Origin of the sequence: Streptomyces sp. NPDC001401 (genome assembly GCF_042895385.1) — a bacterium.
In the GTDB taxonomy this organism is placed as follows: Bacteria; Actinomycetota; Actinomycetes; order Streptomycetales; family Streptomycetaceae; genus Streptomyces.
On sequence record NZ_JBIAWI010000006.1, the window covers coordinates 92,703 to 114,376 of the forward strand.

The window sequence follows — 21,674 nt, forward strand, 5'->3', positions numbered from 1 at the left end:
CGGTGGCCGTACTCGCTCCCGTGTCCGGCTCCGCCGCCCCGGTGCCCCGCAAAAAACGGCTGAGCCGCGCGCTGTCCGACCGCCGCACCCGCTTCGGACTGCTCAACGCCGCACCCGTCGTCGTCTACCTGCTGATCCTCTTCGTCTATCCGATCTTCAGCACCCTGATGCTGAGCCTCAAGGGCGCGGACGGCGGCTTCACCCTCCACTGGTACACCGACGCCTTCCGAGGCGCGAACCTGGAGATCCTCCTCACCACCCTGCGGATCTCCGTCGAGACCTCGCTGCTCGCCCTGGTCGTCGGCTTCGCACTCGCCTCCGCGATCTCCAGGCTCAAGCCCCTGTGGGCGGGCCTGGTGATGCTGGTCGTGGTCGTCCCGCACTTCATCAGCGCACTGGTGCGCACCTACGGCTGGATCATCCTGCTCGGCGACAACGGCGTCGTGAACAACGTCCTGACGGACCTTCACTTCCCGGGCGCGCCCTTCCAGTTGCTCTACAACGAGATCGGCGTCGTCATCGGCACCACCGCCGTGATGCTGCCGTACACCGTCCTGCTGCTGTACGCCGTCATGAAGGGCATCGACCGCCGGCTGATGGCCGCCGCGGCGAGCATGGGCGCCGGGCGGATCACCATCTTCCGCCGGGTCTACGTCCCCCTGGTGGCCCCCGGCCTGGTCAACGCCGGCGTCCTGTCCTTCATCCTCTGCCTCGGCTACTACCTCACCCCCGCCCTGATGGGCGGCGAGAAGCAGACCATGGTCGCCTCGCTCATCGACGAGCAGGTCATGAAGCAGAACCAGTGGAACGGCGCCTCCGCGCTCGGCATCATCCTGCTGCTCCTCACCTTCGCCGGACTGCTGCTGCTCAGGCTGCTGAAGTCGGCGGGCGAGGCCCTGAAGAAGCGGGGTACGACCTCATGATCGAGCTCCGCTCCACCCTGGCCGGCCGCATCACCCTGGCCGTGCTGTCCACCCTGATCCTGCTGTTCCTGGCCCTGCCGATCGTCGTCATCGTCGTCACCTCCTTCGGCAAGGACGCCTTCGGCAACTTCCCGCCCAGTGCCTGGACGTTCGGCTGGTACCGGCAGCTGTTCGCCGACGGCAGCAAGTGGCCGGCCGCACTCTCCCTCAGCGCCCTGGTGGCGGCCATGACCACCGTCTTCTCGCTCATCCTGGGCATGACCGCGGCCACCGCCCTGGTCCGCAGCGAACTGCCGCTGCGCTCGGCGGTCTACGGCCTGGTCCTCGCCCCGCTGATCATCCCCCAAGTCGTCATCGCCCTCGGCCTGTTCCTGCTCTTCGAACCGGCCGCCATGCTCGGCAGCCCGATCGCCATCGCCCTCGGCCACACCGTGCTCGCCTCGCCGATCGCCGTGATGATCCTCATGGCCACCCTCAAGGGCATCGACGAACGCCTGGAGGACGCGGCGGCGAGCATGGGCGCGGGCCGCCTCACCATCGCCCGCCGCATCACCTTCCCGCTGGCCATGCCGGGAGTCGTGGCCGCCGCGATCTTCTCCTTCATCACCAGCTTCGACGAGTTCTTCATCTCGCAGTTCCTGTCCTCCGTGGACACCGTCACCCTGCCCGTCCAGGTGTTCAACGTCCTCCAGTACAACGTCGACCCGTCCGTGACCGCCGTCAGCGCGATCCTCATCGCGGTCGCCGTCGTGGCCCTCGCACTGGTCGGCGTGGTCCGCCGGCTCAGCGGCTCCGGCAGCCGGCAGGGCCTGCTGCCCACGGAGCCCGCCGTGGGCCTGCCCGCCGGAAGTGAGACCCCATGACCACCAGCACCCGCACCCCCGCCGGCGAACTGTCCGCCACCGCGGCCAGACACCTCCTGCTCAACATGACCCCCAACGGCTCGCTCGGCAGCGACGGCGAGAATCTCTTCGTCGTCCGCCGGGGCGAGGGCCCCTACGTCCACGACGCGGACGGCCGCCGCCACATCGACGGCCTCTCCGGCCTGTATTGCTGCCAGCTCGGCTACTCCTACGCTCCCGAGTTCGCCGAGGCGGCGGACAAGCAGCTGCGCGAGCTGTGCTTCAGCCCGCTGTGGTCGGCCTCCGCGCACCCCACGGCCATCGAACTCGCCGAACGGCTGTCCCGGATCGCCCCGCCCGGCATCGAGCACACCTTCTTCTCCGGCGGCGGGGCGGAGGCCGTGGAGACCGCCTGGAAGATCGCCCGCCGCTATCACGCCCTGCGCGGCGAGACGGGCCGGGTGAAGGCCATCGCGCGGCGCGGCGCCTACCACGGCCTGACCATCGGCGCCCTCTCCCTGACCGACGACCCCGGGCTGCGCGAGCCCTACGGCCCCGGCGCGATCGAGACCCGGTTCGTGTCCAACACCAACCGCTTCGGCCTCGACCCCGAGTACGCCGACGACGCCGCGTACACCGCCCGCCTCCTCGCCGAGCTGGAGGCCGCGATCCTGGCCGAGGGCCCCGAGACGATCGCGATGCTGATCGCCGAGCCGGTGCAGAACCGCGGCGGCTGCATCACCCCGCCCGAGGGCTACTGGCCCGGGCTGCGCCGACTCGCCGACCGCCACGGCTTCCTGCTCGTCGCCGACGAGGTCATCACCGCGTTCGGACGGCTGGGGGAGTGGTTCGGCGGCGACCGCTACGGCGCCCGCCCGGACATCGTCACCGTCGCCAAAGGCATCACCGCCGGGTACGCCCCCATGGGGGCAACTCTGGTCAGCAGCCGCGTAGTTGAGGTCATCAACCGGCCCGGCGCCGTCCTCAACCACGGCTACACCTTCGCCGGCCACCCGCTCAGCGCCGCCATCGCCCTGCGCAGCCTGGAGATCATGGAGCGCGACCGGATCCTGGACAACGTCCGCAGCCACCAGGACCACCTCGCACAGCGGATGGCCTCGCTCGCCGCCCTGCCCATCGTCGGCGACGTCCGCGGCGCCGGATTCTTCTACGCCCTCGAACTCGTCGGAGACCTCGACGGCGGCGCCTTCAGCGACACCGCCCGCGCCGACCTGATCGCCGGCCTGATCCCGCGCCGGCTGCGCGAGGCCGGCCTCCTCGCCCGCGTCTACAACCGCGCCGCCCCGCTGGTCCAGATCGCGCCCCCGCTGATCAGCGACCGCGAACTCCTCGACCGTATCGCCGAGATCATCGCGGACACCCTCGACGAGGCGTCCGCCCGCCTGTGACCCCGCACCTGAAAGGCATCAACTGATGTACTCCATCGGCCCGTTGACCGTCGCCCCCGGCGAGCGAGCCCAGGGCCTCATCCCCGTCGGCACCAGCACCTACGGCGTGCAGCTCGGCATCCCGCTGATCGTCGTCAACGGCACCGAGCCCGGCCCGGTGCTCTGCGTGGACGCCGGCGTGCACGGCGACGAGTACGACGGCCAGGAGTCCGTCCGCCGCGTCCTAGCCGAGACCGACCCCACCACGCTGCACGGCACGCTGGTCGGCATCCCCTGCATGAACACCCCCGCCTTCGAGGCCGCCGCCCGCACGAGCGGCCTGGACCACCTCAACCTCAACCGCATCTTCCCCGGCGACGCGGACGGCTCGTACTCCCTGCGGCTGGCCGCCACCTTCGTCGAGCAGGTCGTCCCCGCCATCGACGCCCTGGTCGACCTGCACACCGGCGGCACCTTCGGCGAGATCGCCCCGCTCGTCATCCTCCAGGGCGGCCACGAGGACCTGGCCACGGACCTCGCCCTCGCCGCCGGGCACGAACTGGTCTGGAAGGGCGGCAAGTGGGGCGGCACGGTCCGCCACCCCACCCTCGCGGCGGGCAAGCCCGCGATCACCATCGAGGCGGGCGGCGGCACCTACCGCGAGCAGACCGTCGAACTGCACATCGAGTCGATCCGCAACATCATGCGGCAGCTCGGCATGACCGACGGCGCGGCGAAGCTCCGCGACACCTACACGACGGTCTCCGGCACCTTCGCCCGCTCCGCCGCCGGCGGCTTCTTCGTCGGCCACGCCGAGCCGGGGGAGAGCTGCAAGGAAGGCGACCTGATCGCCCACATCGTCGACCACTACGGCAACACGCTGGAGGAGGTCCGCGCCCCGCAGGACGGCATCATCCTGTGGGTGCGCCGCATCCGCACGGTCCGGCCGGGCGACGAGGTCGTCATCTTCGGCGAGGTGCAGGGGGAGATCCGGCCATGACCCGGCTGCTACTCGTCGACGGCAAGGAAGTCCCCGCGGCCGACGGGCGCACCTTCGCCGTCCTCGACCCCTCCGACGGCACCGAGTTCGCCCAGGTGGCGCTGGCCGGTCCGGCGGACGTGGACCAGGCGGTGGCGGCGGCCCGCGCGGCCTTCACCGCACCCGAGTGGGCCCGCATGCGCGCCGCCGACCGGGGCAGGCTGCTGCACCGCATCGCCGAAGCGATCCGCGGCGAGGGCGAACGCCTGGCCCGCCTGGAGAGCCAGGACGTCGGCAAACCGCTCGGCCAGGCCAAGGCCGATGTCGAGGCCGCCGCCCGCTACTTCGAGTTCTACGCGGGCTTCGCCGACAAACTCGGCGGCTCCACGATCCCCCTCGGCCCCGGCCTGATCGACTACACCGTCCGCGAACCGATCGGTGTCTCCGGCCAGATCATCCCCTTCAACTACCCGCTCCAGAACACCGCGAGGGGCTCCGCCCCGGCTTTGGCCGCGGGCTGCACGGTGGTGCTCAAGCCGTCCCCGGAGGCACCACTCACCCCGCTGGAGATCGGCCGGATCGCCCTCGAATGCGGCCTGCCGCCCGGGGTGTTGAACGTCCTCCCCGGCGACGGCGAGACCGGCGCGGCCCTCGCCGGCCACCCGGACATCGACCAGGTCACCTTCACCGGCTCGGTGCCCACCGGCATCAAGGTCGCCCAGGCGGCCGCCGCCAACGTGGTGCCCGCCGTAACGGAGTTGGGCGGCAAGTCGCCGTTCGTCGTCTTCGCCGATGCCGACTTCGACCTGGCGTTGACGGCCATCATGGGCGCGTCCTTCAGCAACGCCGGACAGATGTGCTCGGCCGGGACGAGGCTGCTGCTCCAACGAGGCGCCGAGGACTTCCTGGACCGACTGGTCGAGAAGATCGCCACCCTGCGCGTCGGCCCCGGTCCGACGGACCCGGACATCGGCCCGCTGGTCGCCGCCCGGCAGCGCGACCGGGTGCTGGGCTATCTGGACCTGGCCCGGCAGGAGGGCGCGACGGTCCGCGTCGGCGGCGGCGCCCCGTCCGCCCCCGAACTGGCCGGCGGCTACTACATCGAGCCGACCGTCCTCACCGGCCTGACGAACCAGTCCCGCCTCGCCCGCGAGGAGATCTTCGGCCCCGTCGTCACCGTCATCGGGTTCGACGACGCGAACGAGGCCCTTCACATCGCCAACGACAGCCCGTACGGCCTGTCCTCCTACGTCTGGACCCGCGACCTCGACCAGGCGATGAGCCTGGCCGAGGGCATCCGGGCCGGCCAGGTCTTCGTCAACGCCACCGGCGTCGGCACCGGCGTCGAACTCCCCTTCGGGGGCTACAAACACAGCGGCTGGGGCCGGGAAAAGGGCCTCGAAGCGCTGGCGAGCTACACCCAGACCAAGAACGTCTGCATCGGATTCGGGAGCCGGCCGTGAGATACCGCCCGCTGGGCGAACGCGGCCCGACCGTCTCCGTGGTCGGCGTCGGCGGCAACAACTTCGGCTCCCGGCTGGACGAGGAGGGCACGAAGGCCGTCGTCCACGCGGCCCTCGACGCCGGGATCATCCTGTTCGACACGGCCGACATGTACGGCGGGTTCGGCGAGAGCGGCGGCGTGCGGGGCGACGGCGAACGCCTCCTCGGCGCCGCCCTCAAGGGCCACCGCGACCAGGTCGTGCTGGCCACCAAGTTCGGCATGGAGATGGGCCCGGACACCGACCGGTACGGCCCACGCGGTGCCCGCCCCTACCTCCGGTACGCCGTGGAGGCCTCCCTGCGCCGCCTGGGCACCGACCGGATCGACCTGTTCCAGTACCACGAGCCGGACGGCGTCACCCCGCTCGAGGAGACGGTGGCCGCGCTCCGCGAGCTGATGGACGAGGGCAAGATCCGGTACATCGGCTGCTCCAACCTCCCGGCCGGGCAACTCACCGACGCCTTCGTCTCCACCCAGGCCCGCTACCACCTGCTCGACCGCAGCGCCGAGAACGACCTGATCCCCGCCTGCCTGCGCACCGGCGTAGGCCTGCTTCCCTACTACCCGCTCGCCAACGGCCTCCTCAGCGGCAAGTACCGGCGCGGCGAACAACCGCCGCCCGGCAGCCGCCTGTCCTGGCGGCAGGGCTGGCTGACCGACGCCGCGCTCGACCGCGTCGAGGCGCTGACCGCGTACGGCGCCGCACGCGGCCGCACCCTCCTCCAGGTCGCCGTCGGCGCACTCGCCGCCCTGCCCGCCGTCGGCTCGGTCATCTGCGGCGCCATGACCCCGGAACAGGTCACCGCCAACGCGGCGGCGGCCGACTGGATCCCCGACGCGGCCGACCTGACCGCACTCGACGCGCTCGTCCCGGCCGGCGAACGCGTCGTCTGAAGCCGTCAACTCCCTTACCAATCCCGCGAATTGAGGCAGACCGCCATGCGAGAGATCGTCACCTTCGACGCCTACGGCACCTTGATCGACTTCCAGCTCGCACCCACCACCCTCAAGGTCCTCGCCGACCGGCTCGACCTGGACGGCCTGGACGTCGACGAGTTCCTCGACGACTTCCGCGTCATGCGCTTCCAGGCCGTCCTGGAGGCATACCGCCCCTACCACGAGGTCCTGCACTCCAGCCTGCGCATGGCCATGCGCCTGCACGGCCTGGAGTACCGCGAGTCGGACGGCGACGCCCTCGTCGAGGCCGTACCCACCTTCGGGCCCTTCCCCGAAGTCCCGGACGCCCTACGGGCGTTGAAGTCCCGCTACGAGATCGCCATCATCTCCAACACCGACGACGAGCTCATCGCGCAGAACATCGCCAACATCGGCGTCGAGTTCGACCACGTCATCACCGCCCAGCAGGCCAAGGCGTACAAGCCGGACCGCCAGACCTTCGAGCACGCGTACCAGACCATCGGCGTCGACCCGTCCCAGGTGATCCACACCGCGCAGGGCTGGGAGTACGACCTCATCCCCACCCGCGACCTCGGCCTCGCGCGCCGGGTGTGGATCAACCGCTACGGCCGCCGCGGCAGCACCGCATACCAGCCGTACGACGAACTGCCCGACCTGTCCGGCCTGCCCGCCCTCCTCGGCTGCTGATCAGGAGCCCCGCCATGAAGCAGATCCCGTACTGGCTGGACACCGCCCCGCCCCTGCCCGACCGTTCGGGCCGGGAACTGCCCGAGTCGGCCGACGTGGTCGTGATCGGCGGCGGGCTGACCGGCCTGTCCACCGCCTACCACGCCGCCCGCAAGGGCGCGCGGGTCGTCCTCGTCGAGAAGGACAAGGTCGGTTCGGGCGCCTCGGGCCGCAACGGCAGCATGTGCACCCAGGGCATCACCATCGGCGTCGCCCAAGCCCGCAATCGCTTCGGACAGGAGCGGGCCCGCGAGCTGTACGACTCCTTCCGCGAGGCCGTGGACGTCGTCGAGGAGCTGACGCAGAAGGAGCAGATCGACTGCGACTTCCACCGCTCCGGCCGCCTCGGAGTGGCCTTCAAGCCGCAGCACTTCGAGTCGATGAAGGCGACCCAGCGCGACCTGGCCGAAAACTTCGACCACGAGACCAGGCTGCTGACCCGCAGCGAACTGAGGTCGGAGCTGGGCTCGGACTACTACCACGGCGCCCTGCTCGACCCGCTCAGCGCCGGACTGCACGTGGGCAAGTACGTCCACGGCCTCGCCGAGGCCGCCGAAGGCGCCGGCGCCGAGATCCACGAACGCAACGCGGCCACGGGCCTCACCCGCCTCCCGGGCGGCGGTTTCCTGGTCGAGACCCTGCACGGCACCATCCGCGCCCAACAGGTCATGGCGGCCACGGACGCCTACACCGACAAGGCGATGCCGTGGTTCCGCAAGCGGCTCATCAACGTCGGCAGCTTCATCATCGTCACCGAGCCGCTGGGAGAGGCCCGGGCCAAGGAGCTGATCCCGAACGCCCGCCTCGTGGTCGACTCCAAGAACATCGGCCACTACATCCGCCTCACGCCCGACAACCGCCTCGCCTTCGGCGGCCGGGCCCGCTTCGCCCCCTCCAACCCCGCCTCCGACATCAAGAGCGGAGACATCCTCAAGCGCGAGATGGCGGAGATCTTCCCGCAGCTGTCCGACGTACGGATCGACTACGTCTGGGGCGGCATGGTCGGCTTCTCCTGGGACCGCCTGCCGCACGCGGGCGAGGCGAACGGCCTGTACTACTCGATGGGGTACTGCGGCCACGGCGTCCAGATGGCCACCTACATGGGCCGCGCGGTCGCCGAGATGATGGACGGCCACCCGGAGGCCAACCCCCTGCGCGGCCTCGGCTTCCCCAAGGTCCCAGTCCCCTTCTACAACGGCACGGCCTGGTTCCTGCCGTTCGGCGGCGCGTATTACAGGGCCAAGGACCGACTGCGCTGAGGCATCAGGCAGTTGTGCGGGAGAGGGGCGCCGGACCGGACGGCGGCCACCGCGCAACCCACCGCGAGACCAAAGGTGTTGAGCCGGTGCAGGCTGACTTCGACGTCCGGGGCGAGGGCCCCGGTGAGCCCGACCAGTTGGGCGAACGCCTCGGGGCTCATCGCGCCGGGCCCGTCGAAGAGGGGCAACTCGCCCGCCCTCGGCCACGGTGAGTACGGTGGCCCACTCCTCGTGGCCCTCCTCGGTCGCGGTTCGTCCCAAGCAGGTGGCTCCGCGACCGCGTCGGCGTCAATTTCACCCAGCCCCGACAGGACCGGTTCCTCGACGAGGCGCAGGAGACCGCAGACCCACCCAGGCCTAGCGGGCGCCGGACGAGATCCAGTCGTCGTTGTTTCGGTGGCGGTCCAGTCCCATGGCCTCGAATTCGTCCTCGCCCAGGCTCTTTCGTGCGCCGAGCCGCCGCAGCGCCTGAGAGATCGGGCTGACCGCCCGCGAGAACCGCTTCTTTGCGGGCGTGTCCAGCGGTCCCAGCGCAAGCGCTCCACCGGGGAACCCACACTCCACCAGCGGGTTCCTGCCACGTGAACCAACACACTGACCGTGGGCGTGAGCACGAGCCGAGCCCAACGGAAAGGCCGGCCGGGGGAGTTGTCGTCCCCGGCCGGCCTCCGTCGTCGTACGAATGGCGGGCTACCGCCGGGCCCTGCGGCGGCGTGCCGCCAGGAGCGCGACCGCGCCGATGCCCACGGCCGCGGTCGCCGCGCCGGCGATGGGCAGGACGGGGCCGGAGCCGGTGCTTGCCAGGTCGCCGTTGGCGGAGGCGGACTGGGCGGAGGTGCCGCCCGTCGACGAGTCGCCCCCGGTGGAGGAGCCGCCCGTGGAGCCCGAGCCGCCGGTGGAGGATGTCGAGCCGCCACCGCCCGAGGAGCCGGAGCCGCCCGTCGATCCGGAGCCGCCCGTCGAGCCGCCGCTACCGGCGACGTCGAGTGTGATGGCGGCCGTGTCGTTGGCCTTGTCGGTGTCGAACGGCCGGGCGGCGCCGGCGAGGGACACCGAGCCCTTGGCGCCCGCGACCGCCTTGTCGATCCTCAGCTTGAAGGTGTACGTCTCGCCGGCGCCCTCGTCCTCCCAGGACTGGCTGGTGCCGCACTCGTAGCTGCCGGTGGCCACCTTGTCGCAGAAGTCGTGGGCCTTGGTCACGGTCGTGCCGGCCGGCATCCTGATCCTGACCTTGGTCACCGGGATGCCACCGTCCCGCAGCACCCAGGCCGGTCCGGCGTTGGTGAACTTCACCGTCAGCGGGACCGTGTCCCCGACCTTGCCCTTCAGGTCGGCTCCCGTCACCCGGAAGTCGGCGGTGTTCTTCGCGGTGACCTTGACGTCGACCCCGTCCCAGTCGGGGTGCGGCGAGTAGCCGGGATGCGCCGGAGTGGCGTCCGGCTGCTCGACCAGCTTGACTGCGGGGGCGGTGCCACGGACGGGCGCGGAGGAGCCGTCCTCGGGGGAGGAGTCGTCGGTGGAGACGGTCACCCGGAGCCTGTCGTACAGGGCGTGGTCGAGGACCTTCAGGGTCAGCGCCTTCTCGGGCGCGTAGACGACCCCCGGCTTCACCGTCTGGTCGAACTCGCAGACCGCCTCGGACTTGCTCGGCTCCTCGTCGAACGAAGTGATCTCGTAGCGAAGGCAGTTGGCGGGCAGCTCGGTGTGGCTCAGTCCGCGGGTGACCGAGTACGACAGGTAGACCTTGTCGACCGAGCCGTTGCCGCTGTTGGTGAAACCGGCCGGCACGTCGAAGGTGCTGCCCGGCTTCACACCGTCGATCGCCGCGATGTTACTCAGAGTCAGCACGGCTCCGGTGTCGTCGGCGGCGACGGCCGGCGCGGCGCCCAGTGTCACCAAGGCGACGGCACCGAGGGCGCCGACGGCCTGTCGGAGCGGACGAGGGCCGGAAGAGCTCGAGAGCATGGGGGTCCTTTGCGGTGAAGCATCGGCGGCAGGCGGACGAACAACGGGGGAACGGGAGTTCCCCAACAACAGACAACCGCCGACCGCGAATGGTTGCACCGGGGAACGATGTGGCGGCTGGGACCGAGAAGCCGGTGTCCGGTCGGCCGTCCTGATGCCGGTGTCCGGCCGACTGTCCGCGATGCGGGACGGCCCTCTTGACGCCGCCTCCACCTCGATCGACACTCCAGTGGGGAATCCTAGTGAATAGGTAGGGAAACATGAGGCGCCTGGAACCGGTCACCGTCCGAGTGAGCCGTTCGCCTCTCCTTCTCACCTCCCGCCGTCACATCGACCTGCAGCGCGTCTGCAGTGCGATCCGGCTCCAGGGCTGAGCCGCGCCCATCCCGCGCCGACGGCGTCCCCTGGGGGAGTCGTCCCCACCGGCGCGCACGGGTGAGCCCTGCTCCCTCGCCCGACGTCGCTTCCGCCGCGCGTACGTCCGCGCCCGCTCCCGGGGAGAGTCATGACCGTCACACCGCTGGCCGCACACGCGTCCGACCGGCCCGCGCCCGCCTTCCGCGGCCGCATCGGCAGGGACGCGCGCAGCGGCCACTACGCCGTACCGGGCCGCTACCGACTCCATCTGTCGACCGCGTGTCCCGACGGCCTGCGCATCGCCGTCACCCACAGCCTGCTGGGCCTGGACACCGTCTGCCCGGCGACCTTCCTGCCCGCCGTCCCCGACTGCCCCGAGGGCGGCCACTCGGCCCTGCGCCCGCTGTACGAGGCGAGCGCCCACCGGTACACCGGCCCGGCCGTCGCGCCCGTGCTCAGCGACGACTGGTCCGGACGCATCGTCAGCACGCACGCCCCCGACATCATGCGCGACCTCGCCCGCCGCTTCGGCGGCGACCGCCCCTCGCCGTACCCGTGCGGCGCGGAGTCGGAGATCGAGGCCGTGGAGCGGATGTGCGCGCAGGGCATCGAGGACGCCGCGCAGCGCGCCGGATCGGCCGGCGGCGAGGAGTCGGAGCGCACGGCGGCGCTCGAGACGCTGCTCGAGACGCTGGGTTCCCTGGAGCGGTGGCTCGTCGGCCGCACGTACATGATCCGCGACGAAGTCACCGCCGCGGACGTCGAGTTGTGGGTCGCGCTGGTCCAACTCGACACCGTGCACCGCAATCACCTGGACGCCGGTGCCGTCCAGCGGATCGCCGGCCATCCCACCCTGTGGGCCTACGCCCGCCGGCTGGCCGCCCATCCGGCCTTCGGCAGGCATCTCGACCTGGACGGCATCGCCCTGCGCCACCATGCCCGTTGTCAGGGCCTGGAGGCCGCCGGAGCCGCTGTCCAGATCCTGGACTGGGCGGCCCATGCGTCCGACGGAAACGGGGCCGGACCGCAGGTCAACAGGTCATGAGTCGTTCCACACAGTGGACCGGCGTTGACATTCGTTCGGCCGGTTGTCTTAATTGCCGCTCAGAACGGTCATGAGCGTCAGCGACAAGCCCTGGCTAGCTGACCGGCAACCCTCGCTCCGCGGTGGGGTGCCCCAGGTGACGACCGGACCGGATGACGTTTCGGTAAGCGCGAGGCCCACGGGCCGGAACAGTGACGGTGACGCCATGTACGCAGCTCCCAGGACGGCCGCGCGCCGCCCTCAGGGCTGCGTACAGCCGTACGCGAACCTGCTGAACCTGTTCGCCGCCAACCGCGCCGTCGATCTGCTCCGCGTGAACAGCGCACTGTGTACCGCACCGGGCTGTGCCCGCTGCCGGGGCTGACACCTCCCCTCAGCCTCCGCATCCCCGACGAACACCCGCCCGCACGGCGTGTCGTCGTCCGCCCAGCCCCCGGTCCCGTGCACCCAGTGCGCTGCATCCTGCCGCAGCGTGCGGTGTTCGCGGTCCGGGGTGTCCGACTCAGCCGGAGCCCACCATGAGTGAACCCCCAGGCGTCACCGTCACCGCCCCCGAGGCGCCGCCCGCCGACGAGCCGTCAAAGCCCCTTGCGGCACAGCGAGTTCTGCCGCTGCGCAGGCCGGGGCGCTGGATCGCCACCGCCGTCGTCCTGGTCCTTGCAGCCCAGTTCGTGCACGGCCTGACGACCAACCCGTTCTACCAGTGGGACCGCTTCGGCTACTGGTTCCTGCGGCCGAACATCCTCGACGGACTGCTGATCACCCTCGAAGTGGCCGCCTACAGTGCCGTGTTGGGCCTGATCGGCGGCATTGTCCTCGCCCTGGCCCGGCTCTCCAGGAGCCCGGTGCTGCGCGCCGTCAGCTGGACCTACATCTGGGCGCTGCGCTCCATCCCGCTGATCGTGGTCCTGCTCTTCCTCTACAACTTCAGCGCCCTGTACAAGACGTTGAGCGTCGGTGTCCCCTTCGGGCCGGCCTTCTTCTCCTTCGACGAGTCGAAGCTGGCCACCGACATGGTCGTCGCCGTGATCGGGCTGAGCCTCAACGAGGCGGCGTACGCGGCCGAGGTCGTCCGCGGCGGAATCCTCTCCGTCGACCAGGGCCAGCACGAGGCCGCAGCGGCCCTCGGTCTGCCGAAGAGCTACCAGTTCACGAGGATCGTCTTCCCGCAGGCGCTGCGCTCGATCACCCCGAACTACGTCAACCAGCTCATCGGCCTGATCAAGAGCACCTCGCTGGTCTTCTACGTGTCGCTGCTCGACCTGTTCGGCACCGCGCAGTCCATGGGCGCCACCTACCCCGGCGACATCGTGCCGCTGCTGCTGGTCTCCACCGTCTGGTACCTGATCCTGACGAGCGTCGTCTCCGTCATCCAGTTCTACGTCGAGCGGTACTACGCCCGGGGCGCCACCCGCAGCCTGCCGCCGACCCCGTTGCAGAAGCTCCGCACCGGTCTCACCGGCCTGCGAGCCCGTATCCGCAGGGAGGCCGCCGTATGAGCGCGAAGACTCTCGAGCCTCTGGCGGGCGTCGAGGCCGCCACCGTCGAGGTGCACGACGTGCACAAGTGGTACGGCGCCCACCGGGTGCTGAACGGCATCGACCTGACGGTGCGTCCGGGCGAGGTGACCGTGATCCTCGGCCCGTCCGGCTCCGGCAAGTCCACCCTGCTGCGGGTCATCAACCACCTGGAGAAGCCGGAGATCGGCCACGTCAGCATCAACGGCGAACTGATCGGCGTGAAGCGGCAGGGCGACCGGCTGAAGGAGCTGAGCGAGCGGGCCATCCTGACCCAGCGCGGCCGGATCGGCTTCGTCTTCCAGAACTTCAACCTCTTCCCGCACCTGACGGTCCTGGACAACGTGGCCGCAGCGCCCGTCGCCACCGGCAGGCTCAGCAAGCCCGAGGCCCTGGAACTCGCCCGCGAACTCCTCGGCCGCGTAGGCCTCGCCGACAAGACCGGCGCCTACCCGCGGCAGCTCTCCGGCGGCCAGCAGCAGCGTGTGGCCATCGCCCGCGCCCTCGCCCTGCGCCCCGGCGTCATCCTCTTCGACGAACCCACCTCCGCCCTCGACCCCGAACTCGTCGGTGAAGTCCTCGCCGTCATCAAGGACTTGGCGACCAGCGGCACCACCCTCGTCATCGTCACCCACGAGATCGGCTTCGCCCGCGAGATAGCCGACCGGGTCGTCTTCATCGACGAGGGAAAGATCGTCGAACAGGGCCCGCCCTCCGAGGTCCTCGACAAGCCCCGGCACGAGCGGACCAGGGACTTCCTGAGCAAGGTCCTCTGACCCGCTGCCCTCCCCGCGACCCCACGGCGCGCCCAAGACCTCCCCCCACACCGCCCTCATCACCCTCTCTGAGCGACAAGGAACGGCCATGTCCATCCACTTCACCCGACGCAGCCTGATACGCGGCATCACCGCGGCGACCACCGTCGCCACCCTCGCCACCGGGCTCGCCGCCTGCGGTGGGGACAGCGACGCCGCCACCAAGACCTCCGACACCGCAGGGAGCCTGACCGTCGGCCAGATCTCGAACGGCGCCGCCAAGCAGACCACCCTCAAGGTCTCCGAGGTGAAGTCGATCAGCGCCGAACTTCCCAAGTCCGTGAAGAGCAGCGGCAAGCTGGTGATCGGCATCGGCGCCCTGCCCTCCGGTTTCGCACCGCTGGCCTACGTCGGCAGCGACCAGAAATCCCTGACCGGTGCCGAGCCCGACTTCGGCCGCCTGGTCGCCGCCGTTCTCGGCCTGAAGCCCGAGCTGAAGAACTTCACCTGGGAGAACCTCTTCGTCGGCATCGACAGCGGCAAGGTGAACGTCGCCTTCTCGAACGTCACCGACACCGAGGAGCGCAAGAAGAAGTACGAGTTCGCCTCCTACCGCAAGGACAACCTCGGCTTCGAGGTGCTCAAGTCCAGCAAGTGGCACTTCGACGGCAACTACGAGAACCTCGCCGGCAAGACCGTCTCCGTGGGCGCCGGCACCAACCAGGAGAAGATCCTCCTGGAGTGGAAGAAGAAGCTCGAGAGCGAGGGCAAGAAGCTCGCCGTCAAGTACTACCCGGACCGCAACGGCACCTACCTGGCCCTCAACAGCGGCAAGATCGACTCCTTCTTCGGCCCCAACCCGGGCATCGCCTACCACATCACCCAGTCCGCGAGCACGCCCAACCCGACGCGCAACGCGGGCACCTACTCCGGCGCCGGCGCCTCGCTCCAGGGACTGATCGCCGCCACCGCCAAGAAGGACAGCGGCCTGGCCAAGCCCGTCGCCGACGCCATCAACTACCTGATCAAGAACGGTCAGTACGCGAAGTGGCTGAAGGCCTGGAACCTCTCCAACGAGTCCGTCGCCAAGTCCGAGGTCAACCCGCCCGGCCTGCCCCTCGACAACTCCTGACAACCCGCAGCCGGGAACCCCGCCGTCGCCTCACGGCGGGGTTCCCCCCTCGTGCCACCAGCACCGGAGCCGCCTCCCGATGTCCACCGCCAGCATCGAAGCCACCTCGTCCCACATCCTGGACAACCCGGCCTGGGCCGCACTCACCGGTCCGCACGCCCACTTCGCCGAACGTGCCGGCCGCGCCGCCCGCTACCCGGCCGATGTGGCTCCCTTCTACGCGGTCTCCGACCTCGACGACCCGCGTGCCTGGGCCGACCTGGCCAGCCTCGTCGGCCCCGGCGGCACCGCATCGGTGCGCGGCGTGAGGCGGGCCCCGGCCGGCTGGGAGGTCGTCCGCACCGGCCAGGGCGTCCAACTCGTCGACACCGGCCTGCGTGCGGAGCCCGACCCCGAAGCGGTACGGCTCGGCCCGGACGACGTGCCCGAGATCCTGGACCTCGTCTCCCGCACCGAACCGGGCCCCTACCTGCCCCGCACCGTCGAGATGGGCACCTACCTCGGCATCCGCCACCACGGCCGCCTCATCGCGCTGGCCGGTGAACGCCTCCACCCACCCGGCTGGACCGAGATCAGCGCGGTGTGCACCGACCCGGACCACCGGGGCCGGGGCCTGGCCACCCGCCTGGTCCGCGCCGTCGCGGCAGGCATCAAAGAGCGCGGCGAGCAGCCCTTCATGCACGCCAGGGCCACCAACGCGAACGCGATCCGGCTGTACGAGTCGATCGGCTTCACCCTGCGCCGCCGTACGGTCTTCTCGCTCGTACGACCGACCCAAGCCGCCGTCCTGGAAGAAACGGCATAGCCGTGCCGTTGTCCCTGTCGAAGGCGATGTATCGAATCGAGCGGAGGCAGGACGCATGACACGTGTATTCCGTGCCGTCCGCCTCCACACCCGGCCCCACATCGACCTCCAGCGCGTGGCCGGCGCGCTGTGTTGCTCCTGATCCCGTTTCCCCAGCCGCCGTGCGCCCCACTTCCGCGGGCCCGGCGATCTCGTACGGACCTCCAGGAAGGCACCCCCGTGTCCTCAACTCCCGCTTCCCATCTGCACCTTGCCGTCGCCCTCGACGGCACCGGCTGGCACCCCGCCTCCTGGCGCGAGCAGGTCGCCCGCCCCCGGGACCTGTTCACCGCCGGCTACTGGGCCGACCAGGTCGCCGAGGCCGAGCGCGGCCTGCTCGACTTCGTCACCCTCGAGGACGGGCTCGGCCTGCAGTCCTCGCACTACGGCGAGTTGGACGGCCGCACCGACCAGGTCCGCGGCCGCCTGGACGCCGTACTGACCGCGTCCCGCATCGCACCCCTCACCCGGCACATAGGCATCGTGCCGACCGTGATCGCCACCCTCACGGAGCCGTTCCACATCTCCAAGGCGATCGCCACCCTCGACTACGTCAGCACCGGCCGGGCCGGCCTGCGCATCCAGATCACCGCACGCCCGCACGAGGCCGACCACTTCGGCCGCCGCACCTTCCCGCCGATCAACCTGGAGGAACTCCGGAGCCCGGCCGGACAGGAACGGCTCACCGACCTCTTCGACGAGGCCGCCGGCTACGTCGAGGTCGTCCGCCGCCTCTGGGACAGCTGGGAGGACGACGCCGAGATCCGGGACGTAGCCACCGGCCGCTTCATCGACCGCGACAAGCTGCACTACATCGACTTCGAGGGCAAGCACTTCAGCGTGAAGGGTCCCTCCATCACCCCCCGCCCGCCGCAGGGCCAGCCCCTCGTCACCTCCCTCGCCCACCAGACCGTCCCCTACCGGCTGGTGGCCCGCCAGGCGGACGTCGGCTACGTCACCCCGCACGACGCCGACCAGGCCCGCGCGATCGTCGCCGAGATCCGCGCCGAACAGGAGACGGCCGGGCGCGCCGACGAACTCGTCCACGTCTTCGGCGACTTGGTGGTCTTCCTGGATGACGACCAGGCCGCCGCGGAGGACCGCCGCGCCCGCCTCGACACCCTCGCGGGAGAGCCGTACACGAGCGACGCACGCATCTTCGCCGGTACGCCCGCCCAACTCGCCGATCTGCTCCAGGAGTTCGCGGAAGCGGGACTGACCGGATTCCGGCTGCGGCCCGCCGTCGCCGGGCACGACCTGCCCGCCATCACCCGGGGCCTGGTCCCCGAACTCCAGCGCCGCGACGCCTTCCGCACCGCCTACGAGGCCGACACCCTGCGCGGCCTGCTGGGCCTGACCCGCCCCGCCAACCGCTACGCCGCCGCCACCGCCTGAGCCGGAAGGACCGTACCGACATGAGCAAGCCGCTGAAGCAGATCCATCTGGCCGCGCATTTCCCCGGCGTCAACAACACCACTGTGTGGAGCGACCCGAAGGCCGGCAGCCACATCGAGTTCAGTTCCTTCGTGCACTTCGCGCAGACCGCCGAACGCGCCAAGTTCGACTTCCTGTTCCTCGCCGAGGGACTCCGGCTGCGCGAACAGGGCGGAAAAATATACGACTTGGACGTCGTCGGCCGCCCCGACACCTTCACGATCCTCGCGGCGCTCGCCGCCGTCACCGAACACCTCGGCCTGACCGGCACCATCAACTCCACCTTCAACGAGCCCTACGAGGTGGCCCGCCAGTTCGCCAGCCTCGACCACCTCTCCGGCGGCCGCTCCGCCTGGAACGTCGTCACCTCCTGGGACGCCTTCACCGGCGAGAACTTCCGCCGCGGCGGCTTCCTCCCGCAGGACGAGCGCTACTCCCGCGCCAAGGAGTTCCTGGCCACGACCAACGAGCTCTTCGACTCCTGGCACGGCGACGAGATCGTGGCCGACCAGGCGACCGGCACCTTCCTGCGGGACGCCAAGGCCGGCTCCTTCGTGCACACCGGCCAACACTTCGACATCCACGGCCAGTTCAACGTCCCGCGCTCCCCGCAGGGCCGCCCGGTCATCTTCCAGGCCGGCGACTCCGACGAGGGCCGCGAGTTCGCCGCCTCGTCCGCCGACGCCATCTTCAGCCGGTACGCCACCCTGGACGGCGGCCAGGCCTTCTACACCGACGTCAAGAACCGCCTCGCCAAGTACGGCCGCCGGCACGATCAGCTGCTGATCCTGCCCGCCGCGAGCTTCATCCTGGGCGACACCGACGCCGAGGCCGAGGAACTGGCCAAGGAGGTGCGCCGCCAGCAGGTCAGCGGGGCCACCGCCATCAAGCACCTGGAGTTCGTCTGGAACCGGGACCTCTCCGGCTACGACCCGGAGGGCCCGCTGCCCGACATCGACCCGGACGTCAGCGACAACCACATCGCCAAGGGGCGCGCCCAGGTGCGCATGTACCGCGACCCGCTGGCCACCGCCCGCGAGTGGCGCGAGTTGGCCGCCGCGAACAACTGGTCCATCCGCGACCTCGTCATCGAGACCGGCAACCGCCAGAACTTCATCGGCTCCCCGGCGACCGTCGCCAAGACCATCAACGAGTACGTCCAGGCCGACGCCAGCGACGGCTTCATCCTCGTCCCGCACATCACACCCAGCGGCCTCGACGTCTTCGCCGACAAGGTCGTCCCGCTGCTTCAGGAACAGGGCGTGTTCCGCACGGAGTACGAGGGCCCGACCCTCCGCGACCACCTGGGCCTCGCCCACCCGGACGAGGCGTCCAACGAGCGGGCGGCGTCGTGAAGTTCCTCGCGATCACCCTGATCGTGCACCGCCCGGACCCGGTCACGGGCGTCCAGAAACCCACCCACGACCGGTTCCGCGAGGTCCTCGACAACGCGGTGCTCGCCGAGGAGCTGGGCTTCGACGGCTTCGGCGTGGGGGAGCGGCACGAGCGGCCGTTCATCTCCTCGTCCCCGACCGTCGTACTGAGCCATGTCGCCGCTCTGACCAAGCGGATCCGGCTGTTCACCGCCGTGACCACGCTCAGCCTCCTCGACCCGGTCCGGGCGTACGAGGACTACGCGACCCTCGACCACCTCTCGAACGGCCGCCTCGACCTGATCATCGGCAAGGGCAACGGGGCTGCCCAGCGCGACCTGTTCCACGTCACGCCCGAGGACCAGTGGGACCGCAACGCCGAGAGCTACGAGGTGTTCCGGCAGATCTGGCGGCAGGACAAGGTCACCGCGGCGACCCGCTTCCGCCCCGGGCTGACGGACGCGGAGGTGTGGCTGCGCCCGTACCAGCAGCCCGTCCGGGTCTGGCACGGCAGCGCGACCAGCAGGGAGTCCGTCGACCTCGCCGCCCGTTACGGCGACCCGCTCTTCTCGGCGAACGTCACCAACCCCATTGAGCCGTATGCCGAGTTGATCCGCCACTACCGCGAGCGCTGGGAGGTCTACGGCCACGACCCGGCGCAGATCGCGGTCGGCGCGGGCACGGCGGGCATCTACGTCGCACCCAGCTCCCAGGAGGCGCTGGCCGCCTACCGGCCGATCTTCGAGTCGAATCTGGCGTTCTTCAAGAAGGCCGGTCTGCCGGTCGTCTTCGAGACGCTGGAGGACTTCGTCGAGCGCAGCTCGGCCCTGATCGGCAGCCCGCAGCAGGTGATCGACAAGGTGCACCGCTACCACGAGCAGTTCGGCCACACGGTGGTGCACCTGCACGCCGACGCGAGCGGCCTCACCGACACCCAGCACCGGGACTCGCTGGAGCTCTTCCAGTCGGCGGCGGCCCCGGTGCTGCGCAAGGACATCCCGGACCCGCCCTTCGACTGGGGCCCGGTGCTCCCGTCGGCCACTGAGGAGGCCGCCCGTGTCTGACATCCCCCTCGGCGTCCTCGACCTGGTCCCGGTCTCCTCGGGCTCGACGGCCGCGGACGCCCTGCGCAACTCCATCGACCTGGCCCAGCAGACGGAACGCTTCGGTTACGCCCGCTACTGGTTCGCCGAACACCACCTCAACCCGGGCGTCGCCGGCACCTCCCCGGCGGTGGTCCTGGCCCTGACCGCCTCCGCCACCTCCACCATCCGCCTCGGCTCCGGCGCCGTACAACTGGGCCACCGCACCGCCCTGTCCACGGTGGAGGAGTTCGGCCTGATCGACGCCCTGCACCCCGGCCGCTTCGACCTGGGCCTCGGCCGCTCGGGCGGCCGCCCGCCGGGCGAGAAGGCGACCGGACCGACGACCACCCCGGTCGTCGACGGCCGCGCCCCCAACGGCCTGCTCATCCCGCCCCGCTTCTCCTTCGAACGCCTCCTCGGCTCACCCCGGATCGCCCTGCAACGCAAGCTGCTCCTGCTCCCGAACGCCGAATCGCAGGACTACGCCGAGCAGATCGACGACATCCTCGCCCTGCTGGCCGGCACCTACCGCTCCCCGGAGGGCGCCGAGGCACACGCCGTACCGGGCGAGGGCGCCGACCTCGAGCTGTGGATCCTGGGCAGCAGCGGCGGCCAGAGCGCCGAAGTCGCCGGCGCGCGGGGCCTGCGCTTCGCCGCCAACTACCACGTCAGTCCGGCGACCGTGCTGGAGGCGGTGGACGGCTACCGGTCCTTCTTCCAGCCCTCCGACGTCCTCGACAAGCCGTACGTCAGTGTGTCCGCGGACGTCGTCGTCGCCGAGGACGACGAGACGGCCCGCGAACTCGCCACCGGCTACGGCCCGTGGGTGCGCAGCATCCGCACGGCCGAGGGCGCGATCGAGTTCCCGACGCCGGAGGAGGCACGCGCCCACGCCTGGACCGACGAGGACCGGGCCCTCGTCCAGGACCGCCTCGACACCCAGTTCGTCGGCTCCCCGGCCCGGGTCGCCGACCAGCTGGAACAACTCCAGGAGGCCACGGGCGCCGACGAGTTGCTCATCACGACCATCACCCACGACCACGCGGACCGGGTGAGGTCGTACGAGCTGCTGGCGCAGGAGTGGCGGCGGCGGTGAGACTCAGCAGCCGGTGCCGGCCGGGATGAACTCCACGCGCGCGTGCTCGGCCGCCGCCGAAACCTGGTCGTAGGTATCGCGGGTGACCCGGTACCAGACGTCGTCCTGCGAGGTGTCGCGGTTCACGTCGTCCAGGCTCACGCACCACCGTTCCGCGCGGACGACCCGCCGGTAGCTCTCCGTGCCCTGACGGACCTTCCTACAGCTCTGGTAGTGCTCGGTGGTGTACCAGACGCGGGTCGTCTTGCGGGTGCCGGTGCCCGAGCGCGTCGTGTGCCTGACCTGCCTGGTGCCGGGCGTGCACTTCGTGACCAGGCGGGCCCGGGTGTCGGCGACGGTCTTACGGGAGACGTGGCGGACGGTGTCCCGGAGCCCGGAGACGCGCTCCGGGCTCGCCTGGGCCTGCTTGGCGACGCTTCCGTGCCCGGCGGTGGCGTCGGTCCCTCCGTCACCGCATGCGCCGAGCCCGGCCATGAGGACGGCCGTCACCCCGGCAGCCAGCAGCCGACGAGTCATGAACATGTCTCCCCCT

General features: G+C 70.6%; 24 protein-coding genes and 1 riboswitch. Of the genes, 20 read left to right on the plus strand and 4 right to left on the minus strand.

The window, feature by feature from the left end:
* Positions 1-2: 2 nt before the first annotated feature.
* From ACFY10_RS21640 to ACFY10_RS21675, 8 genes are read left to right on the plus strand one after another with little or no spacing between them, the layout of a single operon-like run.
* Positions 3-923 carry an ABC transporter permease gene (locus tag ACFY10_RS21640; RefSeq protein ID WP_390666796.1) on the plus strand — a complete coding sequence of 307 codons (921 nt, stop codon included), beginning with the start codon at positions 3-5 and terminating at the stop codon, positions 921-923.
* On the plus strand, positions 920-1,786 hold the full coding sequence (locus tag ACFY10_RS21645; protein WP_390666797.1) for an ABC transporter permease: 867 nt from the start codon (positions 920-922) through the stop codon (positions 1,784-1,786). Before ACFY10_RS21640 ends, ACFY10_RS21645 begins: the two co-directional genes overlap by 4 nt.
* Entirely contained in the window at positions 1,783-3,174 is a 1,392-nt protein-coding gene (locus tag ACFY10_RS21650; RefSeq protein WP_390666798.1) for an aminotransferase class III-fold pyridoxal phosphate-dependent enzyme, read from the plus strand. The genes ACFY10_RS21645 and ACFY10_RS21650 overlap by 4 nt, the downstream gene beginning before the upstream one ends.
* Positions 3,175-3,199: 25 nt before the next feature.
* Positions 3,200-4,153: a succinylglutamate desuccinylase/aspartoacylase family protein gene (locus tag ACFY10_RS21655; RefSeq protein ID WP_390666799.1), complete on the plus strand. Its 954-nt coding sequence runs from the start codon at positions 3,200-3,202 to the stop codon at positions 4,151-4,153.
* Positions 4,150-5,595, plus strand: a complete 1,446-nt coding sequence (locus ACFY10_RS21660) for an aldehyde dehydrogenase family protein (protein ID WP_390666800.1) — start codon at positions 4,150-4,152, stop codon at positions 5,593-5,595. The genes ACFY10_RS21655 and ACFY10_RS21660 overlap by 4 nt, the downstream gene beginning before the upstream one ends.
* Complete coding sequence (locus ACFY10_RS21665) at positions 5,592-6,530, plus strand: aldo/keto reductase (RefSeq protein ID WP_390666801.1); 939 nt, start codon at positions 5,592-5,594, stop codon at positions 6,528-6,530. The genes ACFY10_RS21660 and ACFY10_RS21665 overlap by 4 nt, the downstream gene beginning before the upstream one ends.
* Positions 6,531-6,575: 45 nt before the next feature.
* Complete coding sequence (locus ACFY10_RS21670; RefSeq protein ID WP_390666802.1) at positions 6,576-7,241, plus strand: haloacid dehalogenase type II; 666 nt, start codon at positions 6,576-6,578, stop codon at positions 7,239-7,241.
* A gap of 14 nt (positions 7,242-7,255) precedes the next feature.
* On the plus strand, positions 7,256-8,539 hold the full coding sequence (locus tag ACFY10_RS21675; RefSeq protein ID WP_390666803.1) for an NAD(P)/FAD-dependent oxidoreductase: 1,284 nt from the start codon (positions 7,256-7,258) through the stop codon (positions 8,537-8,539).
* Here ACFY10_RS21675 and ACFY10_RS21680 read toward each other — a convergent pair.
* The 3 genes from ACFY10_RS21680 to ACFY10_RS21690 form a co-directional block, all read right to left on the minus strand.
* Positions 8,512-8,727 (minus strand): hypothetical protein, encoded by a 216-nt coding sequence (locus tag ACFY10_RS21680; RefSeq protein WP_390666804.1) that lies wholly within the window; start codon positions 8,725-8,727, stop codon positions 8,512-8,514. The two genes, ACFY10_RS21675 and ACFY10_RS21680, sit on opposite strands and share 28 nt — an antisense overlap.
* A gap of 169 nt (positions 8,728-8,896) precedes the next feature.
* Positions 8,897-9,103 (minus strand): hypothetical protein, encoded by a 207-nt coding sequence (locus tag ACFY10_RS21685; protein WP_390666805.1) that lies wholly within the window; start codon positions 9,101-9,103, stop codon positions 8,897-8,899.
* A gap of 126 nt (positions 9,104-9,229) precedes the next feature.
* Positions 9,230-10,504 carry a hypothetical protein gene (locus tag ACFY10_RS21690; RefSeq protein ID WP_390666806.1) on the minus strand — a complete coding sequence of 425 codons (1,275 nt, stop codon included), beginning with the start codon at positions 10,502-10,504 and terminating at the stop codon, positions 9,230-9,232.
* Between the two features lie 260 nt (positions 10,505-10,764).
* Here ACFY10_RS21690 and ACFY10_RS21695 point away from each other — a divergent pair, with 260 nt between their 5' ends.
* From ACFY10_RS21695 to ACFY10_RS21750, 12 genes are all read left to right on the plus strand, one after another.
* Positions 10,765-10,878, plus strand: a complete 114-nt coding sequence (locus ACFY10_RS21695) for a putative leader peptide (protein ID WP_388816252.1) — start codon at positions 10,765-10,767, stop codon at positions 10,876-10,878.
* A 131-nt stretch (positions 10,879-11,009) separates the two neighbouring features.
* The gene (locus tag ACFY10_RS21700; RefSeq protein ID WP_390666807.1) at positions 11,010-11,906 is read left to right on the plus strand and encodes a glutathione S-transferase C-terminal domain-containing protein; all 897 of its coding nucleotides are present in this window, start codon (positions 11,010-11,012) and stop codon (positions 11,904-11,906) included.
* A gap of 66 nt (positions 11,907-11,972) precedes the next feature.
* Positions 11,973-12,082, plus strand: a riboswitch (SAM riboswitch).
* A 29-nt stretch (positions 12,083-12,111) separates the two neighbouring features.
* Positions 12,112-12,270, plus strand: coding sequence for a hypothetical protein (locus ACFY10_RS21705; RefSeq protein WP_361258533.1), 159 nt, complete (start codon positions 12,112-12,114; stop codon positions 12,268-12,270).
* 154 nt (positions 12,271-12,424) lie between these two features.
* On the plus strand, positions 12,425-13,405 hold the full coding sequence (locus tag ACFY10_RS21710) for an amino acid ABC transporter permease (protein WP_390666808.1): 981 nt from the start codon (positions 12,425-12,427) through the stop codon (positions 13,403-13,405).
* Complete coding sequence (locus tag ACFY10_RS21715) at positions 13,402-14,199, plus strand: amino acid ABC transporter ATP-binding protein (RefSeq protein ID WP_390666809.1); 798 nt, start codon at positions 13,402-13,404, stop codon at positions 14,197-14,199. Before ACFY10_RS21710 ends, ACFY10_RS21715 begins: the two co-directional genes overlap by 4 nt.
* 88 nt (positions 14,200-14,287) lie before the next feature.
* Positions 14,288-15,310 (plus strand): ABC transporter substrate-binding protein, encoded by a 1,023-nt coding sequence (locus tag ACFY10_RS21720; RefSeq protein ID WP_390666810.1) that lies wholly within the window; start codon positions 14,288-14,290, stop codon positions 15,308-15,310.
* A gap of 79 nt (positions 15,311-15,389) precedes the next feature.
* Positions 15,390-16,115, plus strand: a complete 726-nt coding sequence (locus tag ACFY10_RS21725) for a GNAT family N-acetyltransferase (protein WP_390666811.1) — start codon at positions 15,390-15,392, stop codon at positions 16,113-16,115.
* A 55-nt stretch (positions 16,116-16,170) separates the two neighbouring features.
* The gene (locus ACFY10_RS21730; protein WP_390667101.1) at positions 16,171-16,257 is read left to right on the plus strand and encodes a putative leader peptide; all 87 of its coding nucleotides are present in this window, start codon (positions 16,171-16,173) and stop codon (positions 16,255-16,257) included.
* 77 nt (positions 16,258-16,334) lie between these two features.
* The gene (locus tag ACFY10_RS21735) at positions 16,335-17,549 is read left to right on the plus strand and encodes an LLM class flavin-dependent oxidoreductase (RefSeq protein WP_390666812.1); all 1,215 of its coding nucleotides are present in this window, start codon (positions 16,335-16,337) and stop codon (positions 17,547-17,549) included.
* 20 nt (positions 17,550-17,569) lie between these two features.
* A complete protein-coding gene (locus ACFY10_RS21740; RefSeq protein WP_390666813.1) occupies positions 17,570-18,943 on the plus strand; it encodes an NtaA/DmoA family FMN-dependent monooxygenase in 1,374 nt (457 codons plus the stop codon).
* Positions 18,940-20,025, plus strand: a complete 1,086-nt coding sequence (locus tag ACFY10_RS21745; protein WP_390666814.1) for an LLM class flavin-dependent oxidoreductase — start codon at positions 18,940-18,942, stop codon at positions 20,023-20,025. The genes ACFY10_RS21740 and ACFY10_RS21745 overlap by 4 nt, the downstream gene beginning before the upstream one ends.
* Positions 20,018-21,142, plus strand: a complete 1,125-nt coding sequence (locus tag ACFY10_RS21750; protein ID WP_390666815.1) for an MsnO8 family LLM class oxidoreductase — start codon at positions 20,018-20,020, stop codon at positions 21,140-21,142. Before ACFY10_RS21745 ends, ACFY10_RS21750 begins: the two co-directional genes overlap by 8 nt.
* A 3-nt stretch (positions 21,143-21,145) precedes the next feature.
* On the opposite strand, the gene ACFY10_RS21755 is transcribed toward ACFY10_RS21750, so the two are convergent.
* On the minus strand, positions 21,146-21,658 hold the full coding sequence (locus ACFY10_RS21755) for a hypothetical protein (RefSeq protein WP_390666816.1): 513 nt from the start codon (positions 21,656-21,658) through the stop codon (positions 21,146-21,148).
* Positions 21,659-21,674: the final 16 nt, after the last annotated feature.